This window comes from Bradyrhizobium sp. WSM1253, from assembly GCF_000244935.1.
Classification (GTDB): Bacteria; Pseudomonadota; Alphaproteobacteria; order Rhizobiales; family Xanthobacteraceae; genus Bradyrhizobium; species Bradyrhizobium canariense.
Genome location: NZ_JH600073.1, coordinates 6,810,184 through 6,832,678, shown reverse-complemented (window position 1 = coordinate 6,832,678; position 22,495 = coordinate 6,810,184). Strand labels below are relative to the sequence as shown.

Sequence of the window (22,495 nt, the reverse complement as noted above, 5' to 3'; positions counted from 1 at the left end):
CGGTGGATCTCTGCAGTCTGATCGATCGCAACGCGGCGTTCGCGCCAGACAGGACAGCCATCGCCTTCGAGGGCGAACGGTTGAGCTATGCGGCATTCGCTGCACGGATCGAGCGGACGGCGGCGACGTTGAAGCAGGAGCTCGGCGTCGGTCGGGGCGACCGCGTTGCGATCCTCAGTCTGAACCGGCCGGACTATCTGGTTCTGCTTTATGCCTGCGCGCGACTCGGCGCGATGCTGGTGCCCCTGAACTGGCGGCTGGCTATCGCCGAGCAGCTTTTTATCCTCACCGATGCCGGCGCCAAGGTCCTGGTCCTCGAGCAGGCATTTGAGGGGGTACTCGCCGAGCTTGAGGGGACCGCAATTGTCGGGCTCGATTTCGAGCCGCCGCGCGGCACGACGTTCGAAAACCTGTTGGCTCGGTGCCGGGGCACCGGCCGCAACCCGCACACTGATCTCTCCTGTCCGCTCCTCATTGTCTATACATCAGGAACGACCGGACGGCCCAAAGGCGCGGTGCTGCGCCAGGAGGCATTGTTCTGGAACGGCGTCATGAGCCAGCACATGCACAACATGACGTCCGATGACCATGTGCTGACGCTGCTGCCGTTTTTCCACGTCGGTGGCCTCAACATCCAGACCACGGCGGCGCTCCAGCTGGGCGCTACGGTCACGGTTCACGCACGCTTCACGCCGGACACCGCGCTTGCAGCCATCGAACGGGACCGGCCGACCTTGACCGTGATGGTGCCGGCGATCATCCAGGCGGTGAGCGAGCATCCCGCCTGGGCTACGACCGACCTTTCGTCACTCAAAGCCGTCGCGACCGGCTCGACCATCGTGCCGCCGCATCTGATCGACCGCTTCGTGGCGCGCGGCGTACCCGTGCTTCAGGTCTACGGCTCGACGGAAACTTGTCCCATCGCAGTCTACACCCGGCTTGGTGGCGATCTTTCGCGCGCGGGATCGACCGGACTTGCCGGCCTGTGCTGCGAAGCGAAAGTGATTGATCAGGTCGGCAACGAGGTGCCGGCGGGCGCGCCGGGCGAGATCGCGGTGCGCGGCCCCAACGTGTTCTTCGAATATTGGGGCAATGCGGACGCCACGCGCGATGCGCTGCATGACGGCTGGTATCGTACCGGCGATATCGGCCTGTGCGACGCGGACGGCTATTTCTGGGTGCGTGACCGCAAGAAGAACATGATCATTTCCGGCGGCGAGAACATCTATCCGGCGGAGGTCGAACGCGTCCTGCTCGAACATCCCGATGTCAGCGAATGCGCCGTGATTGGCCGGCCCGATCCACGCTGGGACGAGGTGCCCATCGCCTACGTGATCCGGCGATCCGACTGTCGACTGGAAGCAGACGCGTTGAAAGTCCATCTTCAGGCCCAACTCGCTCGCTACAAGGTTCCGCGCGACATCGTTTTCGTCACCGACCTGCCGCGCACGGCGCTGGGCAAGGTCCAGCATTTCCTGCTGAAGCAGCTTGATGCGCAATCGCGCACCCAAGGAGAAGCATCTTGAAGATTGCGGTTCTGGGTGGGGGAAACGGCTCTTTCGCGGCCGCGGGCGATTTCGCGCTGTCGGGACATGAGGTCCGGCTCTGGCGCCGCGACGCGGATCAGGTCGCGGCACATCGCGCCGCCGGCTCGCGTATCCTGGTGAAGGATCATAACGGCGGTCACGACGTCAAGCTCGCGCTGGTCACGGCCGGCATTGCCGAAGCGGTCAATGGCGCAGAGCTGATCCTCTGTCCCGCCCCCGCCTTCGCGCAGCCTGATATTGCGCGCCTGCTTGCTCCACATCTGCGGGATGGCCAGGTCGTGTTTCTGCCGCCGGCCACGTTCGGCTCGATGATCTTCGCCCAGGCTGCGCGGGATGCCGGCAACCACGCCAAGGCGTGCTTTGCCGAGACCGGGACCTTGCCCTGGCTGACCCGCAAGCACGGGCCGTTCGAGGTCGCGATCACCATCCGCGCCAAGCGACTGCCGGCCGGCGTTTTCCCGCTCGATCAGGCGCCGCGTGCACTTGAAGTGATTGGACAGGCTTTCCCCGGCGCGATCGAGCCGTGCGGCGATGCTCTCTCCGGTGCGCTGATGAACGCAGGCCCGATTATCCATCCGCCGCTGATCGTGATGAATGCAGGGCCGATCGAGCATTTCGAGAAGTGGGACATTCACAAGGAAGGAACGCAAGCCGCGATTCGCCGGGTCACCGACGCGCTCGACGGCGAACGGATTGCCGTGCGTGAAGCGTTCGGATATGGCGCACCGCATTTTCCGCTCGCCCATCACTACGCCAGGGAGGGCGAGATCTGGATGTACGGCCGCGGCTCGCATGACAGGCTGACCGATTCCGGCGACTGGCGCGAGCGGATCGTGCTGACCGAGCACCGCTACATGAGAGAAGATTTACGGCTTGGGCTATCGCTGCTGGTCTCCGTCGCCGGCCTGGCGGGCGTGGCCACGCCATTGGCCAAGGCATTCCTCGCCATTGGCGGCGCAATCTGCGGTGAGGATTTTGCGCAAGGCGGCCGAACCCTCGAGACGCTGGGGCTTGGCCATCTCGACAAAGCCGCTTTGCAGACGCTTCTTCGCAGGGGATTTTGACCGATGACCAGCCGAGCCATCATCGCCTGTCTCGGGGCCGGCCGCATGGGCCGCGGCATCGCCGTCGCGTTTGCCTACGCTGGGCATACGGTCACGATGATCGACATCAAGGATCGCTCGGCGGAAGATTTCGCCAGGCTGGAGGCAGATGCTCTCGGCGAAATCAGGAAGACCTTTGCCAGCCTGTCGAAGCTGGGGCTACTGACCGAGGCGGATGTCGACCCGCTCATTGCGCGGGTCTCGGTGGTGCCGGCCAGCCAGAGCGATGTGGCACTGTCCGATGCGGGAATAATCTTCGAAGGAGTCCCCGAAGTCGTCGAGCTCAAGCGGAAGGTGCTGGGGGCGGCCTCAAAACAAGTCGGCCCCGATACGATCATCGCATCGACGACGTCGACCATCCTCGTCGACGACCTCTCAGGCGGGATCGTGAATCCCCGCCGTTTCCTCAATGTGCACTGGCTCAATCCGGCCTATCTGATTCCGCTGGTGGAGGTTTCGCCCGGCAAAGCCACAGATCCCGCTGTCATCGACGAGGTCAAGGCGCTACTCGAAGGCATCGGCAAGGTGCCGGTGGTCTGCGCTGCGACACCAGGCTTCATCGTCCCGCGCATCCAGGCGCTGGCGATGAACGAGGCCGCGCGCATGGTCGAGGAAGGCGTTGCCAGCGCAGAAGACATCGACAAGGCGATCCGCTACGGCTTCGGCTTCCGCTACGCCGTGCTCGGGCTGCTCGAATTCATCGACTGGGGTGGCGGTGATATCCTCTACTACGCCAGTCGCTATCTCGAAGGCGCACTCGGCAGCGACCGCTATCGTGCACCGGAGGTCATTTCGCGGAACATGCAGGAGGGCCGGATCGGCCTGCGCACAGGTGCAGGCTTTCTCGACTATTCAGGCATGGACATCGACGCCTATCGGGCAAAACGGCTTCAGGCCATGGTCGACCTGCTTCGGCACTTTGACCTGGCGCGGCCACCGGTGCTCGATCGCGGTTAGCCGAAGACGTCCTGCAGCACCCCGTCACGCACCACCGCGACGCCATCGAGCTCGATCGTCGTCCCCATCATCGGCAGATCGAAATGGCCCGCCGTGTAGCGGCCGGCGAATTCGTTGGCACCGGTCGAGAACAGGAAGTTGCCGGAGACGGCACGAATTTCCGTGCCGTTGGTGTCGCGCTGATCATACATCGACAGCGCCTCGTAGCGCGCGCCCGGATTCATGCCGAAACCGACATGCGATACCGCATAGGCTTCCCGATCGCCCCAGGCGGCAAGGTAGGCGCGCATCATTGCGGCATCGGTGCCCTCGCCTTCCAGCTCGACGACATAATCGTCCTTCAGCGTCATCTTCACCGGCGACGTCAGGTAACGCTTGAAGGTCAGGTTGATGTCGCCGGGCGCCATCACCAGCGTGCCATTGATCGTTCCGCTCTTGGGGAAGCTGACGACGATGCCGCCGGGCCAATGCGCCAGCGTCCCGGGCTTGTCGGTCCAGCCCCACACGCCGACCGTGGATGCGCCGACCATATCGACGTCGAGCGCCGTACCGGCTTTTGACGTCACCCGCATCCGCTTGGTCCCGCGCAGCATCTTTGCCGCTGCGCGAACGCGCTTCTCGAGCGCGGGATCCGGCACCATCCGCTCCAGCGCCTCGGGATGCTCGTTGGAGATCACCAGGATACGCGCGCCGGCTTTGAGGATCTCGGGCGTTTCCACCGCATGCATCAGGCCCTCGATGGTGCAATCCACCACAAAGCCTGCCTGTTGAAGCGCGGTGATCACCGGGCCGAGCCGCTGGATCGCCTCGCTTGCCCCTGTCGAGCGAATCGGAACGATATTCCGGTTACGCGGGGTCGGCATGACCACGTGAAACGGTCGCGCGCCCATCCGCAGCAGCGCGAGCTCCGCCAGGTGAACATTCAACGCACGTGACTGGGTTTCCGAGAGGATCGCCGCGGTATCGCCGGCCTTGACGGCGCATCGCTCAAAAATCTCGCAAAATGCGTCGATCCATTTTGCCTCGATGCGGTCAGCCAGCATGGTCTACTCCCGGTCTTCCTGTTTCTTCTTCGTCAGTTCATGCTTCGGGGAAACCCCGCAGCAGATACGCGCGCACTGCCCCCAGCAGGCCATTGAGGATCAGGCCCAGCAGCGAGATCGTGATCAGCGGCACGAACATATCGACGGCCTGAAAGGTCCGAGCCGCCGTGACGAGGACATGTCCGAGCCCGTCGCTCGACGTGATCATCTCGGCCAGAAACACCACGATGCATGAAATGACAAGGCCGATGCGGCAACCGGTCAGGATCGACGGCATCGCTGCCGGCAGCACCACCTTGAACAGGATCTCATAGCGCGGCGTTCCCGCCGCCATGGCCGACCAGATCAGCTTCTGCTCCACCGTCGACGCGCCGTAATAGGTAGACAAGAGAATGGGAAAGAGTGCATCCGCCGCGACCAGTGTGATCTTCGATCCGTGACCGAAGCCGAGCAGCAGCAGCAATGCTGGATAGAGCGCGACCTTGGGCAAAGGCGCGAGCACGCGCACAATCGGCCGAACCACGGCGTTGATAGCCGGACTGGCAGCGGCGGCGATGCCGATGCTGACACCGAGCACGACCGCGATCGCGAAGCCGGCAAACAGCCGGATCAGGGTCGCCGCGATCTCCTGCTGGAACGTCCACGTGACGAGTTGCTGAAGTAGCCTGCTGAAGACATATCCCGGCGGCGGCAGCAAGACCGCAGGCGCAAAGCCAAATGACACAAGGCCTTGCCACAGCGCGATCACCAGCACGATCGGCGCGAGCCCAAGAATAATGCCGGTGGAGCGAAGCTGCGGGATCATGAGAAGCTCAGGGGCATGTCGAACTGCGGTTCGGACCAGCGCACCAGCCTTGCGCGGACCCGCTCGAACATCGCATCGAGGCAAATTCCCATCGCGCCGACGATGATGATCATCGCAAAGACGGTATCGTATTGGCCCATGTCGAGGGCATTGAACAGGATATTGCCGGCGCCGGACTGACGGGCGATCATCTCGCTGGTAATCATCGTGATCAGCGCCAGCACGAGTCCGGTGCGGCAACCGGTCAGAATTTCTGGAAGCGCCGCCGGCAGTACGATCCGGACCAGCCGCTGCGCAGGCGAAAGCCCCATCGCGGCGCCCGACCACAGCATCTTCTCTTCCACCGCCTTGGCGCCCTCGAAGCTGTGATAGATCACGGGCAGGCTGACGCCGAGAAAGATCACCAGCGTCTTCGTGATGTCACCGACGCCCAGCCACAGCATGATGATCGGCATCAAGGCGGCCTTCGGCACCGGGTAGATCACCATCAGGAGCGGATTGAAGAACGCCGCGACGGCCCGGCTGCGGCCCATCAACAGGCCGAGCGGGATCGAAACCGATACCGCTATGCCAAACCCGACCGCCATGCGGCGGAGCGAGGCCAGGATGTTGATCAGAGCTTCCTTGTCTCCGAGGATGTCCGGGATTGCACGGATCGCCTCGATCGCCGTCGGGAAGCTGTCGTTCTTCAGCGCGAGTGACGCAACCTGCCATGCCACCAGAAGCCCGATACAGGCAAACACCGGAGCGGCACGCTTGCCCAAGGCCGCCAGCGACGTCACGACCGCGATCCCGTCTCGTCGATCTCGTCGAACATGCGCTCGATATCGACAACGTATTTCTGGTAGCGAGGGTCGAGCAGCAGCTCGCTGCGTCGGCGCGGCCGCGGCAGATCGATGTCGATGACCTCGCGGATACGGCCGGGAGACTTCGACATCATCACGACCTTGTCCGAGAGGAAAACCGCTTCGTCGACCGAATGCGTGACGAATAGCACCGTTTTGCGATCACGCTCCCAGATGTTCAACAGATCGTTCTGCAGCCGCGTTCGCGTGTGAGCATCGAGCGCGCCAAACGGCTCGTCCATCAACAGAACCTCAGGATGGTAAGCCAGCGTTCGAGCCAATGCCACGCGCTGCTTCATGCCGCCGGACAGCTCCTTGGGATAGAAGTCCTCATAGCCCTTGAGCCCGACCATTTCGATCAGGGCCCGGCTCTGTGCTTCCGCCTCGGTGGTGCGCACGCCCTGCTGGCGAGGGCCGTACATCACATTGCCCAGCACGGTCTTCCACGGAAACAACGCGAATTCCTGGAATACCGGACCGCGATCCGGCCCTGGTCCCGTGATCGTCCGTCCCCTGATCTTCGCTGAGCCGCTGGTCGGGCTGACGAAGCCGCCGACGACGTAAAGCAATGTCGACTTGCCGCAGCCGGACGGACCAAGGATGGAGACGAAGGCTCCCTCGTCGATCGCCAGGGAGATGTCCGATAGCGCCACATGGTCCTTGCGCGCCGAGGTCTGAAATACCTGCGAGACGCTCTCGATCTCGATGATTGCAGAAGCCGGTTTTTGCGGCGTCACCGGTCTCACCCATCCGCTCGATCTCGAAGGCACTACCTTCATCCCGTCTCACTTCGTTCGCGCGCGAACCCTGCGCAACAGACACGCTGAATGTCCTCCGTCAGCGGCACCAGCTTAGCAAGAAACTTGCCAGACCACGCGCTGTTTTCGGGCAAGTGCGCCGCGTCATCCGAACCAGGGCCATTCTGCGGGCCCCTCATGCGTCACGGCCCCGCCCGGTGCCTGGCCAACCAATCGGGCATATTTCGCCAGCGCACCGGCACGGTGACGAGGCGGACGCGGCTTCCAATCGTGTCGGCGAGCCGTGAGTTCCTGCTCGTCGACCAGCATATCCATCCGCCGATTTGCCGCATCAATCCGGATCCTGTCGCCATCGCGAACCAATGCCAGCGGACCGCCGACGAAGGCCTCGGGAGACACATAGCCGATGCACATTCCGCGGGTGGCGCCGGAGAAGCGTCCATCCGTGATCAGGGCCACCTTCTCGCCCATGCCCTGGCCGTAGATCAGCGCGGTGACGCCGAGCATCTCGCGCATGCCGGGGCCGCCCACCGGCCCTTCATTGCGGATCACAAGCACATCGCCCGCCCTGTAGCTGCGGTCGCGAACCGCTGCGACACAAGCTTCTTCGTCTTCGAAGATGCGCGCCACGCCTTCGAACAACTGGCTCTTCAGCCCGGCGACCTTGATCACCGCACCATCAGGGCAGAGGTTTCCCTTCAGCACTGCCACACCGCCGTCTGGCATGATCGGCGCGCGAGCCGCGTAAACGACCTCTCCGTCAGGAGCATTGGCGGCGCTATATTCTTCGGCAAGTGTACGGCCCGTGATCGACCGGCAACTGCCATCAATATGCCCGCTCTGGATCAGCTCCCGGATCACCACGGCAGCGCCGCCGATATCGTAGACATCCTTTGCCGTATATTTGCCTCCAGGCCGCAGGTTTCCGATCAGCGGCGTCCTGGCGAAAACCTCGCCGACATCATCGATCGTGAATGCGATCCCGGCCTCGTTCGCGATCGCCGGCAGATGCAACGCAGCATTGGTCGAACCGCCCGTAGCAGCCACGATCGCCGCACCATTTTCCAGGGATTTCCGCGTCACGACGTCGCGCGGCAACGGCCCGCCGCGCTCCAGAATCTCCATGATGAGGCGCCCGGCCCGCCTGGATATCTGCGCGCGCTCGGCATAGACACCTGGCACCATCGACACGTTGGGAATGGTGAGGCCCATCGCCTCCGACACCATGCCCATGGTGTTGGCAGTGAATTGGCCGGCGCACGCGCCGATGGTCGGCAGGCAGGCCCGCTCAATCCGCTCGAGCGTGGCACCGTCGATCTCTCCGGTCATGAAGCTGCCGACAGCCTCATAGGAGTCGAGCACGGTGAGGGTCCGCCCGTCTACGCGGCCCGGCAGCGCGCTGCCGCCATAGATGAAAATGGACGGGACGTTGCACCGGACCATGCCCATTATCACGCCGGGAAGCGTCTTGTCGCATCCGCCGTAACCGATCAACGCATCGTAAGCGAGACCATGGACGACGGCTTCGATCGAATCGGCAATCAGCTCCCGCGAAAACAGGGAGAACTTCATCCCCTCGTGATTCATGCTGATACCGTCGGAAACCGACACGGTCGAAAACTCGCGCGGCGTACCGCCGGCCTCCTCGATTCCCGTCTTGGCCGCCGCGACCTGAAAGTCGTGCGTCATGTTGCAGGGTGTCTGTTCGCCCTTCATGCTGACGACGCCGACCATCGGCTTGGCAATCGCAGCGTCGTCGAGCCCCATGGCGCGCATGAACGCGCGGTGCGGAGCCCGGTCGAGGCCATCCGTCGTGATCCGAGATCGGAGCTTCTTCATACGTGCATCTTCTTCATGCAACGTCCCGGATCATCCTGGACGCCGCGAGCTTCTCGCTCGGTTCAGTCGCCCGATCGCCTATTGCAGCGGAGCGACGATCGTCGAGTGCTTGAATTGCGCGACATCCAACTTTGGCAGCATCCCTGTCTCCGCGTAGATGTCCAGCATCTTCTGGATCGCGGGGAAATTCGGTGCCGCGCCCGGATCGCGGCCGAAATCATTGTCCTTGAGCAGATAGGTCTCGAGAACCGGAATAGGTGCCTTCAGGACTTCGTTGACAACCTTCAACGTCTCTTCGCGGTTGGCCAGCGCTTTCTTCATGCCAGAGGTAATGTCACGCACGTAAGCCTTGACCAGTTCCGGGTTCTTGTCGACGAAATCGGCACGGCAGGCTTCCAGGATGTGCACGATGTTCGGCATCGCCTGCGACAGCGAGAACAGTTTGCGCGTGCCGCCCTTTGCCTCCGCGCGCGCGGCAAACGGCTGGTTCATGTTGACCGCATCGACGCGGCCCTGCCGCAACGCATCTTCGGAGACGGCAAAGCCGACCTCGACCAGCTTGATGTCCTTGGCCGGATCGATGCCGTTCTGCTTCAGCAACAGATTGAACGGGCCCTGGGTGCCGCCGCCGATCACGGAGATCCCGACCGTCTTGCCTTTGAGATCGGCGATCGTCTTGATCGGGGAGTCGTCCATGACAGCCCAGTAGACCGAGAAACCACCGGCCTTCTCGAAGACATGCTGCGCCACGATGTAGGCCTTGAGGTTGCCGCCAACCACGCCATTGGCGAGCGACAGCGGTGCCTGCGTCGCGCAATCCAGCGCGCCGGCCGCCAAGGCCTGCGTCATCGGAGCGGTGCCCTGAAACTGGGTCCATTCGATGTTGTAGGCCTTGCCGATGTTGGGAAACTCAGCCGGGCGGCGCATCATCCAGTATTTGGATTCCTCGGCCGGAATCGTCCAGCCGACACGAATTGTCTGCTGCGCCCATGACGGGCCCGCGCTCGCGCTCACGGCCGCTGCCGCCCCCAAAGCCAGGATCCACTTCGAAACGGTTCGCATCGTGCCCACTCCGCTGCCCAGGCGCCGACCGGCGCCATCCAACCCGACCGCGGCAAATGTTTCATGGTTCAAACAATCAAGCAAGCCATGCAGGCCGGCCGGTTTCGTCGTGGGATACACCATGTATGGTAATGCAACGTCGCGCGGCGTCGCGGAGCGACAGATGGAGGCAACCTATGGCTGAAGGGAGCAAGACAAACCCGCAAGGCGTCGAGCGGCTCGGCTATCTCGGCCTTGGACTGATGGGGACACCGATGAGCCGGCGCCTGCTCAACGCCGGCCATCAGGTCACTGTCTGGAACCGTTCGGAAGGGAAGATGGCCGCGCTCGTCGAAGCCGGTGCCAGGCGCGCAGCCAGCCCACGCGACTTGATGGAGAGCTCGGATATCGTCTTCATGTGCGTGACGGATGCGGCCGCCGTGGAAGAGGTGATCTTCGGCCCCGCGAGCATCTCAACTGCGCCCGGCGCCGGCAAGCTCGTGGTCGACTTCTCGTCGATCCATCCTGATGCCGCACGGGACCTTGCAACGCGATTGTTAGCGGCGAACGGCGCGGGCTGGATCGATGCGCCGGTCTCCGGTGGTACCAAGGGCGCCGAGGAAGGCACGCTTGCCATCATGGCCGGCGGAAAAGCAGGCGATATCGAGCGGGTCCGCCCCTACGTGCTCGCTATGGCACGAAGGTTCACCCACATGGGCCCGACCGGCGCGGGGCAGACCACAAAGCTGTGCAACCAGGTGATCGTCGGATGCGCGATGGCTGTTCTTGCGGAGGCAACACGCCTTGCCGTGAACGCCGGAATCGATGCCAACCGGTTGCCCGAAGCACTCGCCGGCGGCTTCGCGGACTCCATTCCGTTGCAGCTGTTCGTGCCGCGGATGGCCCAGGGCATTCACTTACCGCCGCTTGGTCACATTGCGACAATGCTCAAGGACCTCGATACCGTCGCCGACGTCGCTCAGACGACGTCGACGCCGGTGCCCATGGCCTCGCTCGCCGGACAACTTTTCAGGCTCGCCAAGGCCGCGCGAGGCGCGGACGCGGATGCGCTCGAAATCTACAAACTTTCGGCAGGGCGCGCCGAACCATCCAGCGCGAACTGAAGCACGCTTGCTGTGACTGCTTGCGCTAGCCGTCGGCGAGAAATCGGCCGAACGCGCCGCGCGCGAAGAGCAGCGGCTCCTTCGTATTGTACGTATAGGCCTCGACTGCACCGAGAAAGATCACGTGGTCGCCGCCGTAATAGCGATTGACTGAGCGGCATTGAAAATTGGCAACGCTCTCGGCGAGCACCGGCGCGTTGCCGAGGCCCGGCGTCCACTCGATACCCGTGAACTTGTCATCAGACGATTTGGCAAATTTGCTCGCCAGCGCCTGTTGCGAAACGCCAAGAACGTTGACCGCGAAATGACTGGCGTTCTGGAAGATGGTCAGACTAGAGGAATAGACGACCAGGCTCCAAAGAACCAGTGGCGGATTCAGCGAGACCGAGGTGAACGAATTGCACGTCAGGCCATAGGGCTTGCCGTCAGGAGCAGCGGCCGTGATGATCGTCACCCCCGTGGCGTAGGTGCCGAGCGCGCTGCGAAAATCGCGGGGATCGATCGGCGAGCTGTCGCTCGCGAGTTCGTTGGCTGGATCGGTAACGGCCGGCTGCTTCGGCAGATCATTCATCGGCCGGCCTCACAGCGTGAGATTCTCGGACGGCAGCCCCAGCGCCACGCGTCCATAATTGGTCCCGGCCGCATCGAAATTGAACGCGAGATGCGAATTGATCGCGTGCGCATCGCGGAACTGCCGCTGCAACGCGCCCGTCGTAAACAGGCCCCGTGCTCCGCTCGCGGCAAACAGCATCGACACCGCATCCGTGCAGAAGTTTACTGAAAAAGCGCCGTCGCGCCGATATCTGGTCTTGGTCGCCATATCGGGGATATGACCCCGCCTTGCATCCGCCATGGCATTCAGACAGGCCGAGCGCATGATCAGGCGTGCGGCGTCGATCTTCGCCGAGGCCTCGGCGATCTTGATCTGGGTGCTTTGAAAGTCGCTCAGCCTGGCGTGGTTGTAGGTGGAAATGCGATGACGGACGACCTCCGCATAATCGTCGAGACACGCCTGCGCGTTCCCCAGCGCGACGCCAGACAGGACGTAGGGAAACAGCGAGAACACGGGGAGCGCATACAGCGGGTTGGGATTGAGCTTGCTTCCCGGCGTCGGACCGCCGTCAAGATCGCCGACTGCAACCGTCATGTCCTCGGGCACGAAAGCGTCCCTGACCTCCACGTCGCAAGACCCTGTCCCGCGCAGCCCCGCGACATTCCAGGTGTCGAGGACCTTGTAGTCGGCCTTCGGCAGCAGAAATATCCGATACTCGATGCCGTCTGCCTCATCCTCGGAGTAGACCACGCTTGCAAGCATGTTCCATGCGCAGGAGGCAACACCCGAGGAGAACGGCCAGCTGCCATGGAGCCGGTATCCGCCCTCGACTCTCGTGGCACGTCCGGCAGGAAAAATGAACGAGGACGCGATCAGCGCGTCCGGATCACGGGCCCAGACCAGATCCTGCGCCGTCGGCTCGAACATGCCGAGCATCCAGTGATGGCTCGCCAGATTGGCCAGATTCCAGGCCACCGAGGCGTCTGCTTGTCCGAGCAGGTCCGCGCAATCGATCAAGGCGACATAATCGAGTTCTGCGCCGCCAATGCGCTTGGGCTGAAGCATCCGGAACAGGCCGGCCTCGTGCAGATCCCGCTCCGTTTCCGGCGGCAAATGCCGCAACTCCTCCGTCCGCGCCGCCCGCTCTCGCAGCCGTGGGACGAGCGCACCGGCCTTCGCGACCATTGCCGCATGGGCAGGTTCATCGGATTGCGTCCCCGCGGCCCGACCTACGCTCGGCTCTTGACCAGGCGCCATTCGCATCCCTCGCTTTCATGCATTTATGCGGCTGGAACATCGCCAAATCAAGCGGATGCAGCGCTAGGGCGCGATTTGCACGTTCCAAGGGAACGCCCTGCTTGGGTTCAAACCTGCTCCGATGGCTTGCCAGATCCAAAAGCCCCCCTTTGATTGAACTCCGAGATCCGAAGATTGTCGTATCCGAGCGTATCACGCAGGACGTCGTTGGTATGTTCGCCCAACAAAGGGGCAGCCACGGGATCGATCGCTCCCGTCAAGCTCATACTGATCGGCGGCTCGATGTTCGGGACCCACTCTGCCGTACGATGTGGAATCCGGTTCAAGCGATGGCGCTCTCTCGCCTCCGGTGCATTGAACCCCTCCTCGACCGTCCGCAGATAGCCGACCGGGATATTGGCCAGCTTCATCTTGGTCATCCAGTTTTCGAGAGTATCGCTCGCGAAGACCTCCGCGATGGCTGCCCGCAGAAGCTCCTTGTTCTCGGAACGCGCCTTGCGCGAGGCAAACTGCGGATCGGTGATCAGATCCGGCCGGTTCAGCACCTCAACAACCAGCCGGCGATAGAGCCGGTCGTTCGCGCAGGCCATGTAAAGCGGTCCATCGGAGGCCTCGTACACGCCGACGGTAGGAGAGCCACTCGGCGAGTTACCAAACCGGCCGGGATTTTCGCCGTTGATCAGATAGGCCATGCCATAGAAGCCGGTCATGCCCATCGCGACGTCGAACAGGGCGACCTCGACATGCTGACCGCGTCCGAGCCGATCCCGCGCCAACAGCGCCATCAGGATGGCGTTGCAGGCAGACATCCCCGTTGCCATGTCTACGATCGGCGGGCCGGTGCGAACCGCCGGGCCATCAGCAAATCCGTTGAGCGACATGAAGCCGCTTTCCGCCTGCGTGATCGGATCAAAGCCGGGACGCGAGGCAAACGGTCCGGTGCGCCCGTAGGCGGAGATTGAGCAATAGACTAGCCGCGGATTGAGCGGCGCAACACTTTCATAGTCCAGCCCAAATTTCTTCATGACCCCGCTGGAGAAGTTCTCGACGACCACGTCGGCCTTGCGAATCAAATCCAGCGCGATCTCACGAGCCTCCGGCACGGTAAGGTCAAGCGCGATGCCACGCTTGTTGCGATTGAGGCTCAGATAGGCAGCACTCTCCCCACCGATCTCGGCGTGTTCATACGCACGCGTGTCATCGCCCCCGTCTGGATTCTCGATCTTGATGACGTGCGCGCCGAAATCAGCAAGCGTCTGCGTACAAGCCGGGCCGGCAACCACACGCGTGAAATCGACGACCAGCAGACCATCGAGCGCGGTAGGCGCGCCCGTCGCCCGCGACGAACGTTCCGGCAATTGAGGCTTGGTGGGCATCGACGGCGCTCCCTTACATCGGCTTATCGTTGCCGAATTTCCCGCAGGAGCAAACTTAAAGCCCGGCACCGCCGACTTCGCAAGTCCTTCGCCCGCATCGCTTCAATACGCAAAAAGGGCCCGGCAGCTGTCGAGCTGCCGGGCCCTTGAACGTTCCGTGTTGCGCTTCATCTCGCGAGAACCATTTTACGTTGCGTGAATCGCGTTCCGCATCACGGGAAACCTGGCTCCATTCGTTCAGCGAAGCCGCTTTCGCCAGTAAAGCGTATGCGGCCAAGCCCAGGGCACATAGTATTCGAAGAGCCGATAGCCCGCCCGGATGAAGTTATTGGCAGACACCAGATCGTCCGTCGTGTCCGAGACGATGCTGTCCCATCCAATACGCCGTGCCCTTGCCTCGATCACCCGCATCAGCCTGCATTGGAGATCACGTCCCCGGTGCCGCTGCAACACACCGACCCTGGAGAAATAACCGCCATTTCGGATGTGCGTTGACGGCACGACACCGGCGAAGGCTACCGGCTCATCGCCGTGATAGGCAAGCCACCACGCCCCTAACTCGAATTGTGGCAAGGGAGCCGCATCGAAGAACCTCAACCGATGAAGGTCGGCCAATGTATCGATGTCGTCATCGGATGCATCGACAATGCGAATTTTGTACATGAGACGGTCCGTTGGCGAAGGATGACGCGAGTGGAATGCAGCAATGTCGTCGCGGCTGAGGCTCACTTGCCGAGCACGAACTTGACGCTTAGCCCAACCACGCCCATCAGGCCGGTGGCGATCACCGTAATCACGGCCTTGAGCGTGTAGCTCTGCGCCTGCTCCACGCTCCTTCGCCATCGGCGCAGGTGCTGAAAATCCGCCCTTAGCTCTTTTCGATCGTCATCGTCTATTCCGAAAGACGCCAGCACCGATGCCACTGTCCGCAATACGATGGCATCGATGTTCGCCTGCTGAAGCCTGTGTTGCTCAGCCAGCATCTCGGCAACGATCGCCCTGACTTCGTCATCTGCCATCTTCACCGCTTGATGATCCTCTCAATGTTCTCGAAGCCGCGCTTGGCGAAGTAGGAGACAACCAGATTAGCTCCGGAGACCGCAGCGGCGCGAGCACTGGCCCAGCGCCGCGGCCCGGCACGTTCGCGCGTGCGCGGCCAGCGATGGTACGGCCGGCGGCGCACCAGGTTTGGCGAGTGCGTGGCCGCAACGCGCCGCCACCGTCCGATCTTGATCGAGACGAAAAAAAACCGCGGCGGAAGATTTCCGCGCGGGTGAACCAAACTCGTTTCGATGATGCCATTCCGCCAGTGTTTTCGCAGACGTGTCAAACGAACGAATTCGCTTAAGCCGCGTTAGGCGATCAGGAGGGCCGGCAGATGACACTCAAGACGACCTCACAAAACACGTCGCCAAATCTTCCTGGACGAAAGCCGCGCAGCGACAAGGAGCGGGACACGCAAGAAGCCGTCGTTGAGGACGCCGGCGACATGCAGGACAAGGACTGCGATCTCGTGAATGGCGAGGGCGGCCCTATCGACCTTCCCACCAAACCCGGCGATTTGTCGAAGGACGATTAGGCCGCTCCGCAGACGGGGCGCATCTCGACGTTGCCGTTCTGCGGCGCCTTGCGCGAGGTCTGAAACATCGCTCGTTCGACCAGGCCGTGCCGGAACTTACGCCACGGCGGGCGCGTTTATTCCTTCAGAAGGAACGTTGTGCGATGAGCCATACCGTACTCGTTGTCGACGACGATCCCAGCGTGCTCGATGTCATCGTTGACATGCTGGAAGATCTCGGCTGCGAAGTCATCAGCGCCCGGAGCGGCCACGATGCGCTCGACCGGCTCAAGCAGAACCAGGATATCTCCATCCTCATCACCGACATCAACATGCCTGGCATGGACGGTCATGAACTGGCCGAGCGGGCCAGGCGAGACCGCCCGGAACTGAAGATCCTGCAATTGTCCGGGCGTGAACCCTGGCGCGACGGCCTTCCCATGATCAGAAAGCCGTTTTCGTTCGAGGAACTCGCCAGCACCATGCAGCGGACTACCGGCATCTGCTGAAGGTCGCAAGCCCAGAAAACCCAAAACAAAACCCGCAGCGGATAGCGTCCGCGCGGGTTGAACCAAACTCTTTTTCGATGATGGCATTATGCCGGTGTTTTGCCCGACGTGTCAACGCGGCGAACGCGGACAAGGGATTAACCTCTCCCCCACCCAGATATGTGGTGTGCAACGGGCTTGCTTCAAGCCCCCGATCCTGCCGTAGAACCCTCGACCCGAACACCATACACACGCGAGGGGTCATCACATGCCTGTACTGCTTCCGACGTCCCGGACGCGCGGCCACGCCAAAGGGGCCGGCGCCCGGCACACGCAACACCAAGTGAAAGACCACGCGGTGGTGATCGCCGGCGGTGGCCCGACCGGCTTGATGCTGGCCGCGGAGCTCGCGCTCGCAAATGTCGATGTCGCCGTCGTCGAACGGCGCGCCGATCAGGAACTGGTCGGCACGCGCGCCGGCGGCTTGCACGCGCGCAGCATCGAGATCCTCGACCAGCGCAGCGTCGCGGATCGCTTCCTGCGCGAAGGACAGATCAGCCAGCTCGCGGGCTTCGCCTGGACCAGGCTCGACATCAGCGATCTCCCCACCCGGCACGCTTACGGGCTCGCCCTGCGGCAGAGCCACATCGAGCGCATCCTGGCTGACTGGGTCAGCGAGCTCGCGGTGCCGATCTATCGAAACCTCGAGGTGACAGGTTTTGCGCAGGACGAGACCGGCATCGACGTGACGCTCTCCGGCGGCGAGACCTTGCGCGCAAACTATCTGGTCGGCTGTGACGGCGGCCGTAGCCTGGTGCGCAAGGCCGCCGGCATCGACTTCGCGGGCACAGATCCGACGCTGAGCAACCTCATGGCCGAAGTCGAGATGCGAGACGAGCCGGAATGGGGCCTGCGCCACGACGCGCTCGGCTTTCACGGCCTCAGCAAGACCGAGAGCGGGCGCGTGCTGGTCGTCGTGACGGAAGCGACGCTCGATCGCACCGGCGCGCCCGGCCCCCGCGATCTGAGCGAAGCCCTCGTCGCCGTATACGGCACCGACTTCGGACTCCACAACCCGTCCTGGATCTCCCGCTTCACCGATGCGGCACGGCAGGCCGTGTCCTATCGCAAGCGTCGCGTGCTGCTCGCCGGCGATGCCGCGCATATCCATCACTCCGTCGGCGGTCAGGGCCTCAACGCCGGCGTGCAGGACGCCGTCAATCTCGGCTGGAAGCTCGCGCAAGTGGTCAAGGGCCTGTCGCCCGACAGCCTGCTCGATACCTACCACGCCGAGCGTCATCCCGTCGGCGCGCGGACCTTGCGCAACACCATGGCGCAAATCGCCCTGCTCCGCCGCGGCGAGGACGGCCTCAAGGCCGCGCGCGAGGTCGTCGCGGAGCTGCTCGCGATGGACGCGCCGCGCCAACGTTTTGGCGCGATGATGAGCGGGCTCGACGTGCACTATGATCTCGGCCAAGGACACGCGCTGCTCGGGCGCCGCATGCCCGATCTCGATTTGACGGTCGACGGGCGGCCGCTGCGACTGTTCACGCTGCTGCACGGCGCGCGCGGCTTGCTGCTCAGTTTCAGCAAGACAGGCGGCCTCGACACCGCGCCCTGGGCAGATCGCGTCGATCGCATCGACGCCGAGTGCGAGGGCCCGTGGCAGCTTCCGGCGATCGGACAAGTCGCAGCACCCGGCGCCGTGCTGGTGCGGCCCGACGGGCACGTGGCCTGGGTGGGAGATGAGAGCCAACATGGACTTGCGGACGCGATCACGAGATGGTTCGGACCGGCTTCAGACTAGTTTCCGGTCGGGCGCGAAGGAACGCGGCTCAAGATTCGAATATTCGCGCGTTCACCGTGCGGAGGCTCATCGACGCTGCCGGCTTGCTGCGGTGGCGTGGGGACCGGCTGATGAGATAGCGCGTCGCGCATCCATCGGGGTAAACCGATCGGAGCCGCGTTCTCTTGCTGTGGATGCATATCTTTAGACTCCAGTGGAGTCGATGGCGACCGTTTGTTCATTACAATTCCTCGCCTGGAGACAAGACGATGCGAAGCTTACGAAGCCTCGGGTTCGCCGGTCTCATTGTTGACTATCGATGAATGATCCGGATGTACGATGATGCGTTCAATCCGTTGCAGCAATTCGCGCGGCCGTGCGTCCGTAGCCAAGGGCTGCACCGGCTTGCCCCACCCACGATCGGGAATAGCGTTTGCGGCGGCCACCCGCGCAAAAGCATTCGCTGTCTCTCTAAACATGATGGCAGCAAGCACGTTGAGTGCGGCTTCGGTCTTGGCGCGTGCCAGGGTTTCGATATCGGCCAGCGTTGGTGCCCCGAAACCTTCACTGGGCACATGCTGAGCAACAGGAAGATGCGGCTCGGTCCTTCTCCTAAATTTGGGCATTTGAAATCCGTTTGTTAAATAACGAGTCTCCGCAAATACAAAGCCCGCGGCGGATTGCTCCGCGCGGGCTGATCTTCAATGATGCTATTCTGCCAGTGCTTTGCCCGACGATTCAGGCGCGGCAGCCGCACTCCTTCAAGGCAGCTAGCTACAGCAGCACCTGCCGGTCTCTTGAACCGGCGGACAGCGAACGGTGCCGAAGGAGCAGAACACGCAGCAGTCGCCAGAGAGCGGCTTCAGGCGCTCGCCGCAGCCTTTGCAGTCATAGAAGAACTGGCAGGCGTCGGTCGGCATGACCTCGGTAGCAGCGTGACCGCACTTCGGGCACGTGATGATAGAGTTTAAGATCATCCGAGATGTTACCGTGCGCGCTGCTCTGGACCAAGGAACGTCCGCTCCCTCCAACTTGTGGCGCAGCTTCCTGATCAATTCGCGGACGTCCGCGGCATAATCTTCGATGATGCGCCACCGGGCCTCGTCGCTCTCGCGGGGCATCACTTCTGGCTTTTCCGGCGGCTTATCACTCACGGCATCATACGAACCGCCCCCGCGCCATGCGACTTTGACCTAGATCAAAAATCTTTCCTTGGAGCCTCATCCACCTCCTTCAAGCGCGCGGGGGGCACCGAGAAGGAGCTGCCGGCGAGCCTTCTTCAGATCGGTCGCCAGTTTTATCTTCTCTCTCAAAACGAGAATTTCGGAATATTCCTTTTGGATCTCTGGGTGGATGCGAAGTGCTTCGAGCTGCTGGGTGGCTAGTTTGAAGATTGCGGCAATATGCGTACCTTGGATGGAGTGCATGGTGATCAAATCCGCTGTGGGAAAAACGGGACGGGACCATACAGCGAACTGCGTTGCGGTGTCGCTCGAAATAAACAGCCAACCATACTGTCGTTTTTTGCAGCGCGTCATTGCCGATGTCGGTGCTTGGCCGAACAGGCGTTCCACTGGCGCGGTCTCAATGAACAGCGGCGTGCACAATCTCAAAGCGGAGCACCACCCTAAGCACAGGTCCGCAGCCGTCCCGCACCTCGATTGAGAGGGTACGAACTACCGAGCCCGGCAGCACGTCCTTGGCGAAGTCTGCCATTGCCTCGGAGGCCGCACGCTTCACATTCGCTAAGGTGGCGATTTCGACCCCGATCTCGTCAGGAACGAACCTGTCGTTGTCGCGCGTGTCGAAGTAGTAGTGGGGCATGGTGGTCAAGGCGCGGTCGCGCTTGATGTTCCTACCAAAATTAGAACACCCCCAAGAAAACGACTATGACGGCCCAGCTACGGCTCGGGATGGATCGAGACGGTTCTCGCGCTGGTCGTCGGCGTATTCTTGTGCCACCCGGGGAGCTTGCTGACGGTGGCGCTGGTCCCTCTCGGTGGCAGTGAGAATTTGCTGCGCTCGCCTGGCTATCGCTTCATAGTTCTTGGCAACCTGGCGAAGCGTGGCTCTCGCCTCCACGTGTTCGCAGTTGTCGGCCTTGGTGTGAAACTCCTCAGCCCGTATGAGCCAATACTTCGGGGAGTGCATTCGCTCGATGCCCATGGCCAAATCCCCTAAATCGGACCATCCAGGTTATTAATGGACGTTCAGGCCAGCTGGTTCCCGGCTGCACTCAAATAGCGAAGAGCAAAACACGGAGCGCAAGAAAGCCGGCCGCTCACGCGACCGGCTCGCCACAAACCTGTGGGCTAACGCAAAACTATCAGCGCCCCAGCTTACGCTCCACCTTCTTCCGGCTGCTACCCACCTTCTTGACCGCCTTCTTGACGGCAGAAGCCGAGCGGCCGGTCTTCTTTGCCTCGTAGCCAACTTCGTATTTCTGCCCACCCGCAACGCGCGCGCGGTCCTGCTTGCGACCGCGAGTTGTCTGCTTCTTCGCTTTAGCCATGTTGCTCTCCTTGCATCTCTGAAACGCAAGAGGATTCAAACGGTTCCCCACCACCTTCAAGGTCGCGCCCGTCGTCGGAACGAATCCGGCCAGAAAGATTCGAATCAACGTGTTCGTTGCGTGGAGTTTATCAGTGGCGTTGCAGCGTCAGCGAAGGCGGGGGGCGCTCGGGGTGAAAGCGCCCTTCCTCGGCTTCATCGAACCGGCCTTGGCATCGACGGTGGACCGCGTGCCATCCGGGGCGCGGTGGCTTCACGAAATCAAATTCGACGGCTATCGGGTGCAGCTTCATTTGGCCAACGAGGCCGTCACCGTCTACACCCGTCGCGGTCACGACTGGACCAAACGCTTCAAGAAAGTCGCCGACGACGCCTGGCACATCAAGGCGGGATCGGCGGTCATCGACGGCGAGGTCGTCGTCCCTGCTGCCGATGGCAGCACCGATTTTTCCGTCCTTCAAAACGAGCTGAAGGGCACATCGTCCAAGATCGTGCTCGTCGCATTCGACCTGCTTTATCTGAATTCGCGAGACCTGCGCGGCCTGCCGCTGTTCCAGCGCAAGGCCGAGCTGAAGAAGATTATCTCCGGCACCGACGTGCATCTCAGTGAGAGCTTCGAGATCGAAGGACGCGAGATGTTCGCGCACGCCTGCAAGATCGGGCTGGAGGGCGTGGTCTCCAAGGTTCGCGACAGCACCTACAATAGCGGCCGGGGCAATAACTGGGTCAAGACAACTTGCGCGCAACGGGAGACACTGACCATCGCCGGCTTCGCACTCGACGAAGGCAAATGGGACGGCATCTATCTCGGGCGTCATAAGGGAGATGATCTCATTTATGCGGGCAAGGTCGACCACGGATTCGACAAGACGTCCGCCGCAGAACTGCAAAAACGATTGAAGCCGCTCATTCGCAAGACGCAACCTTACGCCAAGCGCATCGCCCACAAGGGCGTTTGGGTCGAACCGAAGCTGCTTGCGGAAATCGAGTATCGCGCCAAGTCGGCGGAGGGGAAGGTCCGGCATCCCTTCTTTAAGGGCTTGAGAGAGGATCTGTGATGGATGCGTTCGATCGATGGTGGATATGGGCCGAGAAATCCCTTGATGATCCGCAAACCATTCCGGTCTGGCTGCATGAGGCAGTGCTGCAGCTTTCGCCGGATGAACGGCGAGATCGCTCTAAGGTGAATGCCGCAGCAAAAGAAGCGGAGGCGCACTATGAGATTTAAATTCCGCACAGAGGGTTGGCAGCCCAGGAGCGAGGAAGATCACTTCATGATTTGCCCGACCTGCGGCGAACGCTTCGACTGCCGTGACCTCGGCGAAGCGCTTGAGCACCAACACGGCGAACCGGTCGAGGAAGAGCCGACGCAGCACTGAGGCCGCCGGAGGTTTTCCACAGCCACGATAGGCAGTGGTTCGTCCAGTTTTTCGCCTACTACCCATCGATAATTTGCAGCTTGGCCGGCACATGGCTTTGATCGCCCATGACCACCAAGTCGCGCCAACATCTCTACGGCACTCAAATCAAGATATCGGCCGAACGCGCCAAAGAGGCGCGCAAGGAGGCCGACAAACTCGCTTGCGCGGCGTGGAACTATCGGATGCTTGGCTATAAGGGCCCCGCGCAGCCATCGCCGACGATCGGGGATGCCATCAACGCGGGCTTCCTATACCTCGAAGTGCGATGCCTTGGATGCGACACCAACTAGACCGTGGCGCTCGATATCGTCCGTCGTGCCAAGTCGACGCCGGTGCATGAACTTGAGCGCTACATGCGATGCAAGGACTGTTCGGAAGTGCGGCGCTATCCGTATAAGCGAAGCGCACTCGTTGCATTAAGACCAACGAAAATTTCGGCGGAGAATCCGGCATCTTACTGGTGCCCCGGCGAGCGCTAAGGAT

The 22,495-nt window shown here is 62.2% G+C and carries 25 protein-coding genes and 1 pseudogene; 10 read left to right on the top strand and 16 right to left on the bottom strand.

The window, feature by feature from the left end; translation table 11 throughout:
• Positions 1 to 2: 2 nt before the first annotated feature.
• Genes BRA1253DRAFT_RS33200 through BRA1253DRAFT_RS33190 form a run of 3 tightly spaced genes read left to right on the top strand, consistent with a single transcriptional unit; the run spans position 3 to position 3,607 of the window.
• Positions 3 to 1,526 carry a class I adenylate-forming enzyme family protein gene (locus BRA1253DRAFT_RS33200; protein ID WP_007601573.1) on the top strand — a complete coding sequence of 508 codons (1,524 nt, stop codon included), beginning with the start codon at positions 3 to 5 and terminating at the stop codon, positions 1,524 to 1,526.
• Complete coding sequence (locus BRA1253DRAFT_RS33195; RefSeq protein WP_007601572.1) at positions 1,523 to 2,611, top strand: NAD/NADP-dependent octopine/nopaline dehydrogenase family protein; 1,089 nt, start codon at positions 1,523 to 1,525, stop codon at positions 2,609 to 2,611. The genes BRA1253DRAFT_RS33200 and BRA1253DRAFT_RS33195 overlap by 4 nt, the downstream gene beginning before the upstream one ends.
• Positions 2,612 to 2,614: 3 nt before the next feature.
• The gene (locus BRA1253DRAFT_RS33190; protein WP_007601571.1) at positions 2,615 to 3,607 is read left to right on the top strand and encodes a 3-hydroxybutyryl-CoA dehydrogenase; all 993 of its coding nucleotides are present in this window, start codon (positions 2,615 to 2,617) and stop codon (positions 3,605 to 3,607) included.
• Here BRA1253DRAFT_RS33190 and BRA1253DRAFT_RS33185 read toward each other — a convergent pair.
• The 6 genes from BRA1253DRAFT_RS33185 to BRA1253DRAFT_RS33160 form a co-directional block, all read right to left on the bottom strand.
• Entirely contained in the window at positions 3,604 to 4,650 is a 1,047-nt protein-coding gene (locus BRA1253DRAFT_RS33185; protein WP_007601570.1) for a hypothetical protein, read from the bottom strand. The two genes, BRA1253DRAFT_RS33190 and BRA1253DRAFT_RS33185, sit on opposite strands and share 4 nt — an antisense overlap.
• A 37-nt stretch (positions 4,651 to 4,687) precedes the next feature.
• Positions 4,688 to 5,455, bottom strand: a complete 768-nt coding sequence (locus tag BRA1253DRAFT_RS33180) for an ABC transporter permease (protein WP_007601569.1) — start codon at positions 5,453 to 5,455, stop codon at positions 4,688 to 4,690.
• On the bottom strand, positions 5,452 to 6,237 hold the full coding sequence (locus BRA1253DRAFT_RS33175) for an ABC transporter permease (protein WP_007601568.1): 786 nt from the start codon (positions 6,235 to 6,237) through the stop codon (positions 5,452 to 5,454). The genes BRA1253DRAFT_RS33180 and BRA1253DRAFT_RS33175 overlap by 4 nt, the downstream gene beginning before the upstream one ends.
• Positions 6,234 to 7,079, bottom strand: coding sequence for an ABC transporter ATP-binding protein (locus BRA1253DRAFT_RS33170; protein ID WP_007601562.1), 846 nt, complete (start codon positions 7,077 to 7,079; stop codon positions 6,234 to 6,236). The genes BRA1253DRAFT_RS33175 and BRA1253DRAFT_RS33170 overlap by 4 nt, the downstream gene beginning before the upstream one ends.
• 123 nt (positions 7,080 to 7,202) lie before the next feature.
• Positions 7,203 to 8,897 (bottom strand): dihydroxy-acid dehydratase, encoded by a 1,695-nt coding sequence (gene ilvD, locus BRA1253DRAFT_RS33165; protein ID WP_007601561.1) that lies wholly within the window; start codon positions 8,895 to 8,897, stop codon positions 7,203 to 7,205.
• A 78-nt stretch (positions 8,898 to 8,975) separates the two neighbouring features.
• Positions 8,976 to 9,959, bottom strand: coding sequence for an ABC transporter substrate-binding protein (locus BRA1253DRAFT_RS33160; protein ID WP_007601560.1), 984 nt, complete (start codon positions 9,957 to 9,959; stop codon positions 8,976 to 8,978).
• Positions 9,960 to 10,090: 131 nt separating this feature from the next.
• Here BRA1253DRAFT_RS33160 and BRA1253DRAFT_RS33155 point away from each other — a divergent pair, with 131 nt between their 5' ends.
• Positions 10,091 to 11,062, top strand: a complete 972-nt coding sequence (locus BRA1253DRAFT_RS33155; RefSeq protein ID WP_088941410.1) for an NAD(P)-dependent oxidoreductase — start codon at positions 10,091 to 10,093, stop codon at positions 11,060 to 11,062.
• Between the two features lie 25 nt (positions 11,063 to 11,087).
• Here BRA1253DRAFT_RS33155 and BRA1253DRAFT_RS33150 read toward each other — a convergent pair whose 3' ends face one another.
• From BRA1253DRAFT_RS33150 to BRA1253DRAFT_RS33130, 5 genes are all read right to left on the bottom strand, one after another.
• Positions 11,088 to 11,633, bottom strand: a complete 546-nt coding sequence (locus BRA1253DRAFT_RS33150; protein ID WP_007601558.1) for a flavin reductase family protein — start codon at positions 11,631 to 11,633, stop codon at positions 11,088 to 11,090.
• Between the two features lie 9 nt (positions 11,634 to 11,642).
• Positions 11,643 to 12,872, bottom strand: coding sequence for an acyl-CoA dehydrogenase family protein (locus tag BRA1253DRAFT_RS33145; RefSeq protein WP_007601557.1), 1,230 nt, complete (start codon positions 12,870 to 12,872; stop codon positions 11,643 to 11,645).
• Between the two features lie 107 nt (positions 12,873 to 12,979).
• Complete coding sequence (locus BRA1253DRAFT_RS33140) at positions 12,980 to 14,248, bottom strand: CaiB/BaiF CoA-transferase family protein (RefSeq protein ID WP_007601556.1); 1,269 nt, start codon at positions 14,246 to 14,248, stop codon at positions 12,980 to 12,982.
• A gap of 237 nt (positions 14,249 to 14,485) precedes the next feature.
• Complete coding sequence (locus tag BRA1253DRAFT_RS33135) at positions 14,486 to 14,911, bottom strand: GNAT family N-acetyltransferase (protein ID WP_007601555.1); 426 nt, start codon at positions 14,909 to 14,911, stop codon at positions 14,486 to 14,488.
• A gap of 62 nt (positions 14,912 to 14,973) precedes the next feature.
• Entirely contained in the window at positions 14,974 to 15,273 is a 300-nt protein-coding gene (locus BRA1253DRAFT_RS33130; protein WP_007601554.1) for a hypothetical protein, read from the bottom strand.
• Between the two features lie 353 nt (positions 15,274 to 15,626).
• On the opposite strand from BRA1253DRAFT_RS33130, the gene BRA1253DRAFT_RS33120 reads away from it, so the two are divergent.
• The 3 genes from BRA1253DRAFT_RS33120 (at position 15,627) to BRA1253DRAFT_RS33110 (ending at position 18,101) form a co-directional block, all read left to right on the top strand.
• On the top strand, positions 15,627 to 15,827 hold the full coding sequence (locus BRA1253DRAFT_RS33120) for a hypothetical protein (protein WP_007601553.1): 201 nt from the start codon (positions 15,627 to 15,629) through the stop codon (positions 15,825 to 15,827).
• Positions 15,828 to 15,913: 86 nt separating this feature from the next.
• Entirely contained in the window at positions 15,914 to 16,315 is a 402-nt protein-coding gene (locus BRA1253DRAFT_RS33115) for a response regulator (protein ID WP_245286017.1), read from the top strand.
• 247 nt (positions 16,316 to 16,562) lie between these two features.
• Positions 16,563 to 18,101, top strand: coding sequence for an FAD-dependent monooxygenase (locus tag BRA1253DRAFT_RS33110; RefSeq protein WP_007601552.1), 1,539 nt, complete (start codon positions 16,563 to 16,565; stop codon positions 18,099 to 18,101).
• Between the two features lie 257 nt (positions 18,102 to 18,358).
• Here BRA1253DRAFT_RS33110 and BRA1253DRAFT_RS33105 read toward each other — a convergent pair whose 3' ends face one another.
• The 5 genes from BRA1253DRAFT_RS33105 to BRA1253DRAFT_RS33085 all read right to left on the bottom strand — a co-directional run bounded on the left by BRA1253DRAFT_RS33105 (position 18,359) and on the right by BRA1253DRAFT_RS33085 (position 20,592).
• Positions 18,359 to 18,706, bottom strand: a complete 348-nt coding sequence (locus tag BRA1253DRAFT_RS33105; protein ID WP_007601551.1) for a hypothetical protein — start codon at positions 18,704 to 18,706, stop codon at positions 18,359 to 18,361.
• 144 nt (positions 18,707 to 18,850) lie between these two features.
• Positions 18,851 to 19,057: a GDCCVxC domain-containing (seleno)protein gene (locus tag BRA1253DRAFT_RS45630; protein WP_007601550.1), complete on the bottom strand. Its 207-nt coding sequence runs from the start codon at positions 19,055 to 19,057 to the stop codon at positions 18,851 to 18,853.
• A gap of 243 nt (positions 19,058 to 19,300) precedes the next feature.
• Positions 19,301 to 19,654 (bottom strand): hypothetical protein, encoded by a 354-nt coding sequence (locus BRA1253DRAFT_RS45625; RefSeq protein ID WP_245286016.1) that lies wholly within the window; start codon positions 19,652 to 19,654, stop codon positions 19,301 to 19,303.
• A 10-nt stretch (positions 19,655 to 19,664) separates the two neighbouring features.
• Positions 19,665 to 19,904, bottom strand: a complete 240-nt coding sequence (locus BRA1253DRAFT_RS33095; RefSeq protein WP_007601548.1) for a hypothetical protein — start codon at positions 19,902 to 19,904, stop codon at positions 19,665 to 19,667.
• A 502-nt stretch (positions 19,905 to 20,406) separates the two neighbouring features.
• On the bottom strand, positions 20,407 to 20,592 hold the full coding sequence (locus tag BRA1253DRAFT_RS33085; RefSeq protein WP_007601546.1) for a DUF3606 domain-containing protein: 186 nt from the start codon (positions 20,590 to 20,592) through the stop codon (positions 20,407 to 20,409).
• 133 nt (positions 20,593 to 20,725) lie between these two features.
• On the opposite strand from BRA1253DRAFT_RS33085, the gene ligD reads away from it, so the two are divergent.
• The 3 genes and pseudogenes from ligD (at position 20,726) to BRA1253DRAFT_RS33070 (ending at position 22,491) form a co-directional block, all read left to right on the top strand.
• Complete coding sequence (gene ligD, locus BRA1253DRAFT_RS33080; protein WP_007601543.1) at positions 20,726 to 21,649, top strand: non-homologous end-joining DNA ligase; 924 nt, start codon at positions 20,726 to 20,728, stop codon at positions 21,647 to 21,649.
• Positions 21,649 to 21,819 carry a hypothetical protein gene (locus tag BRA1253DRAFT_RS44740; protein WP_007601541.1) on the top strand — a complete coding sequence of 57 codons (171 nt, stop codon included), beginning with the start codon at positions 21,649 to 21,651 and terminating at the stop codon, positions 21,817 to 21,819. Before ligD ends, BRA1253DRAFT_RS44740 begins: the two co-directional genes overlap by 1 nt.
• A gap of 258 nt (positions 21,820 to 22,077) precedes the next feature.
• A pseudogene (locus tag BRA1253DRAFT_RS33070) lies at positions 22,078 to 22,491 on the top strand (hypothetical protein).
• Positions 22,492 to 22,495: the final 4 nt, after the last annotated feature.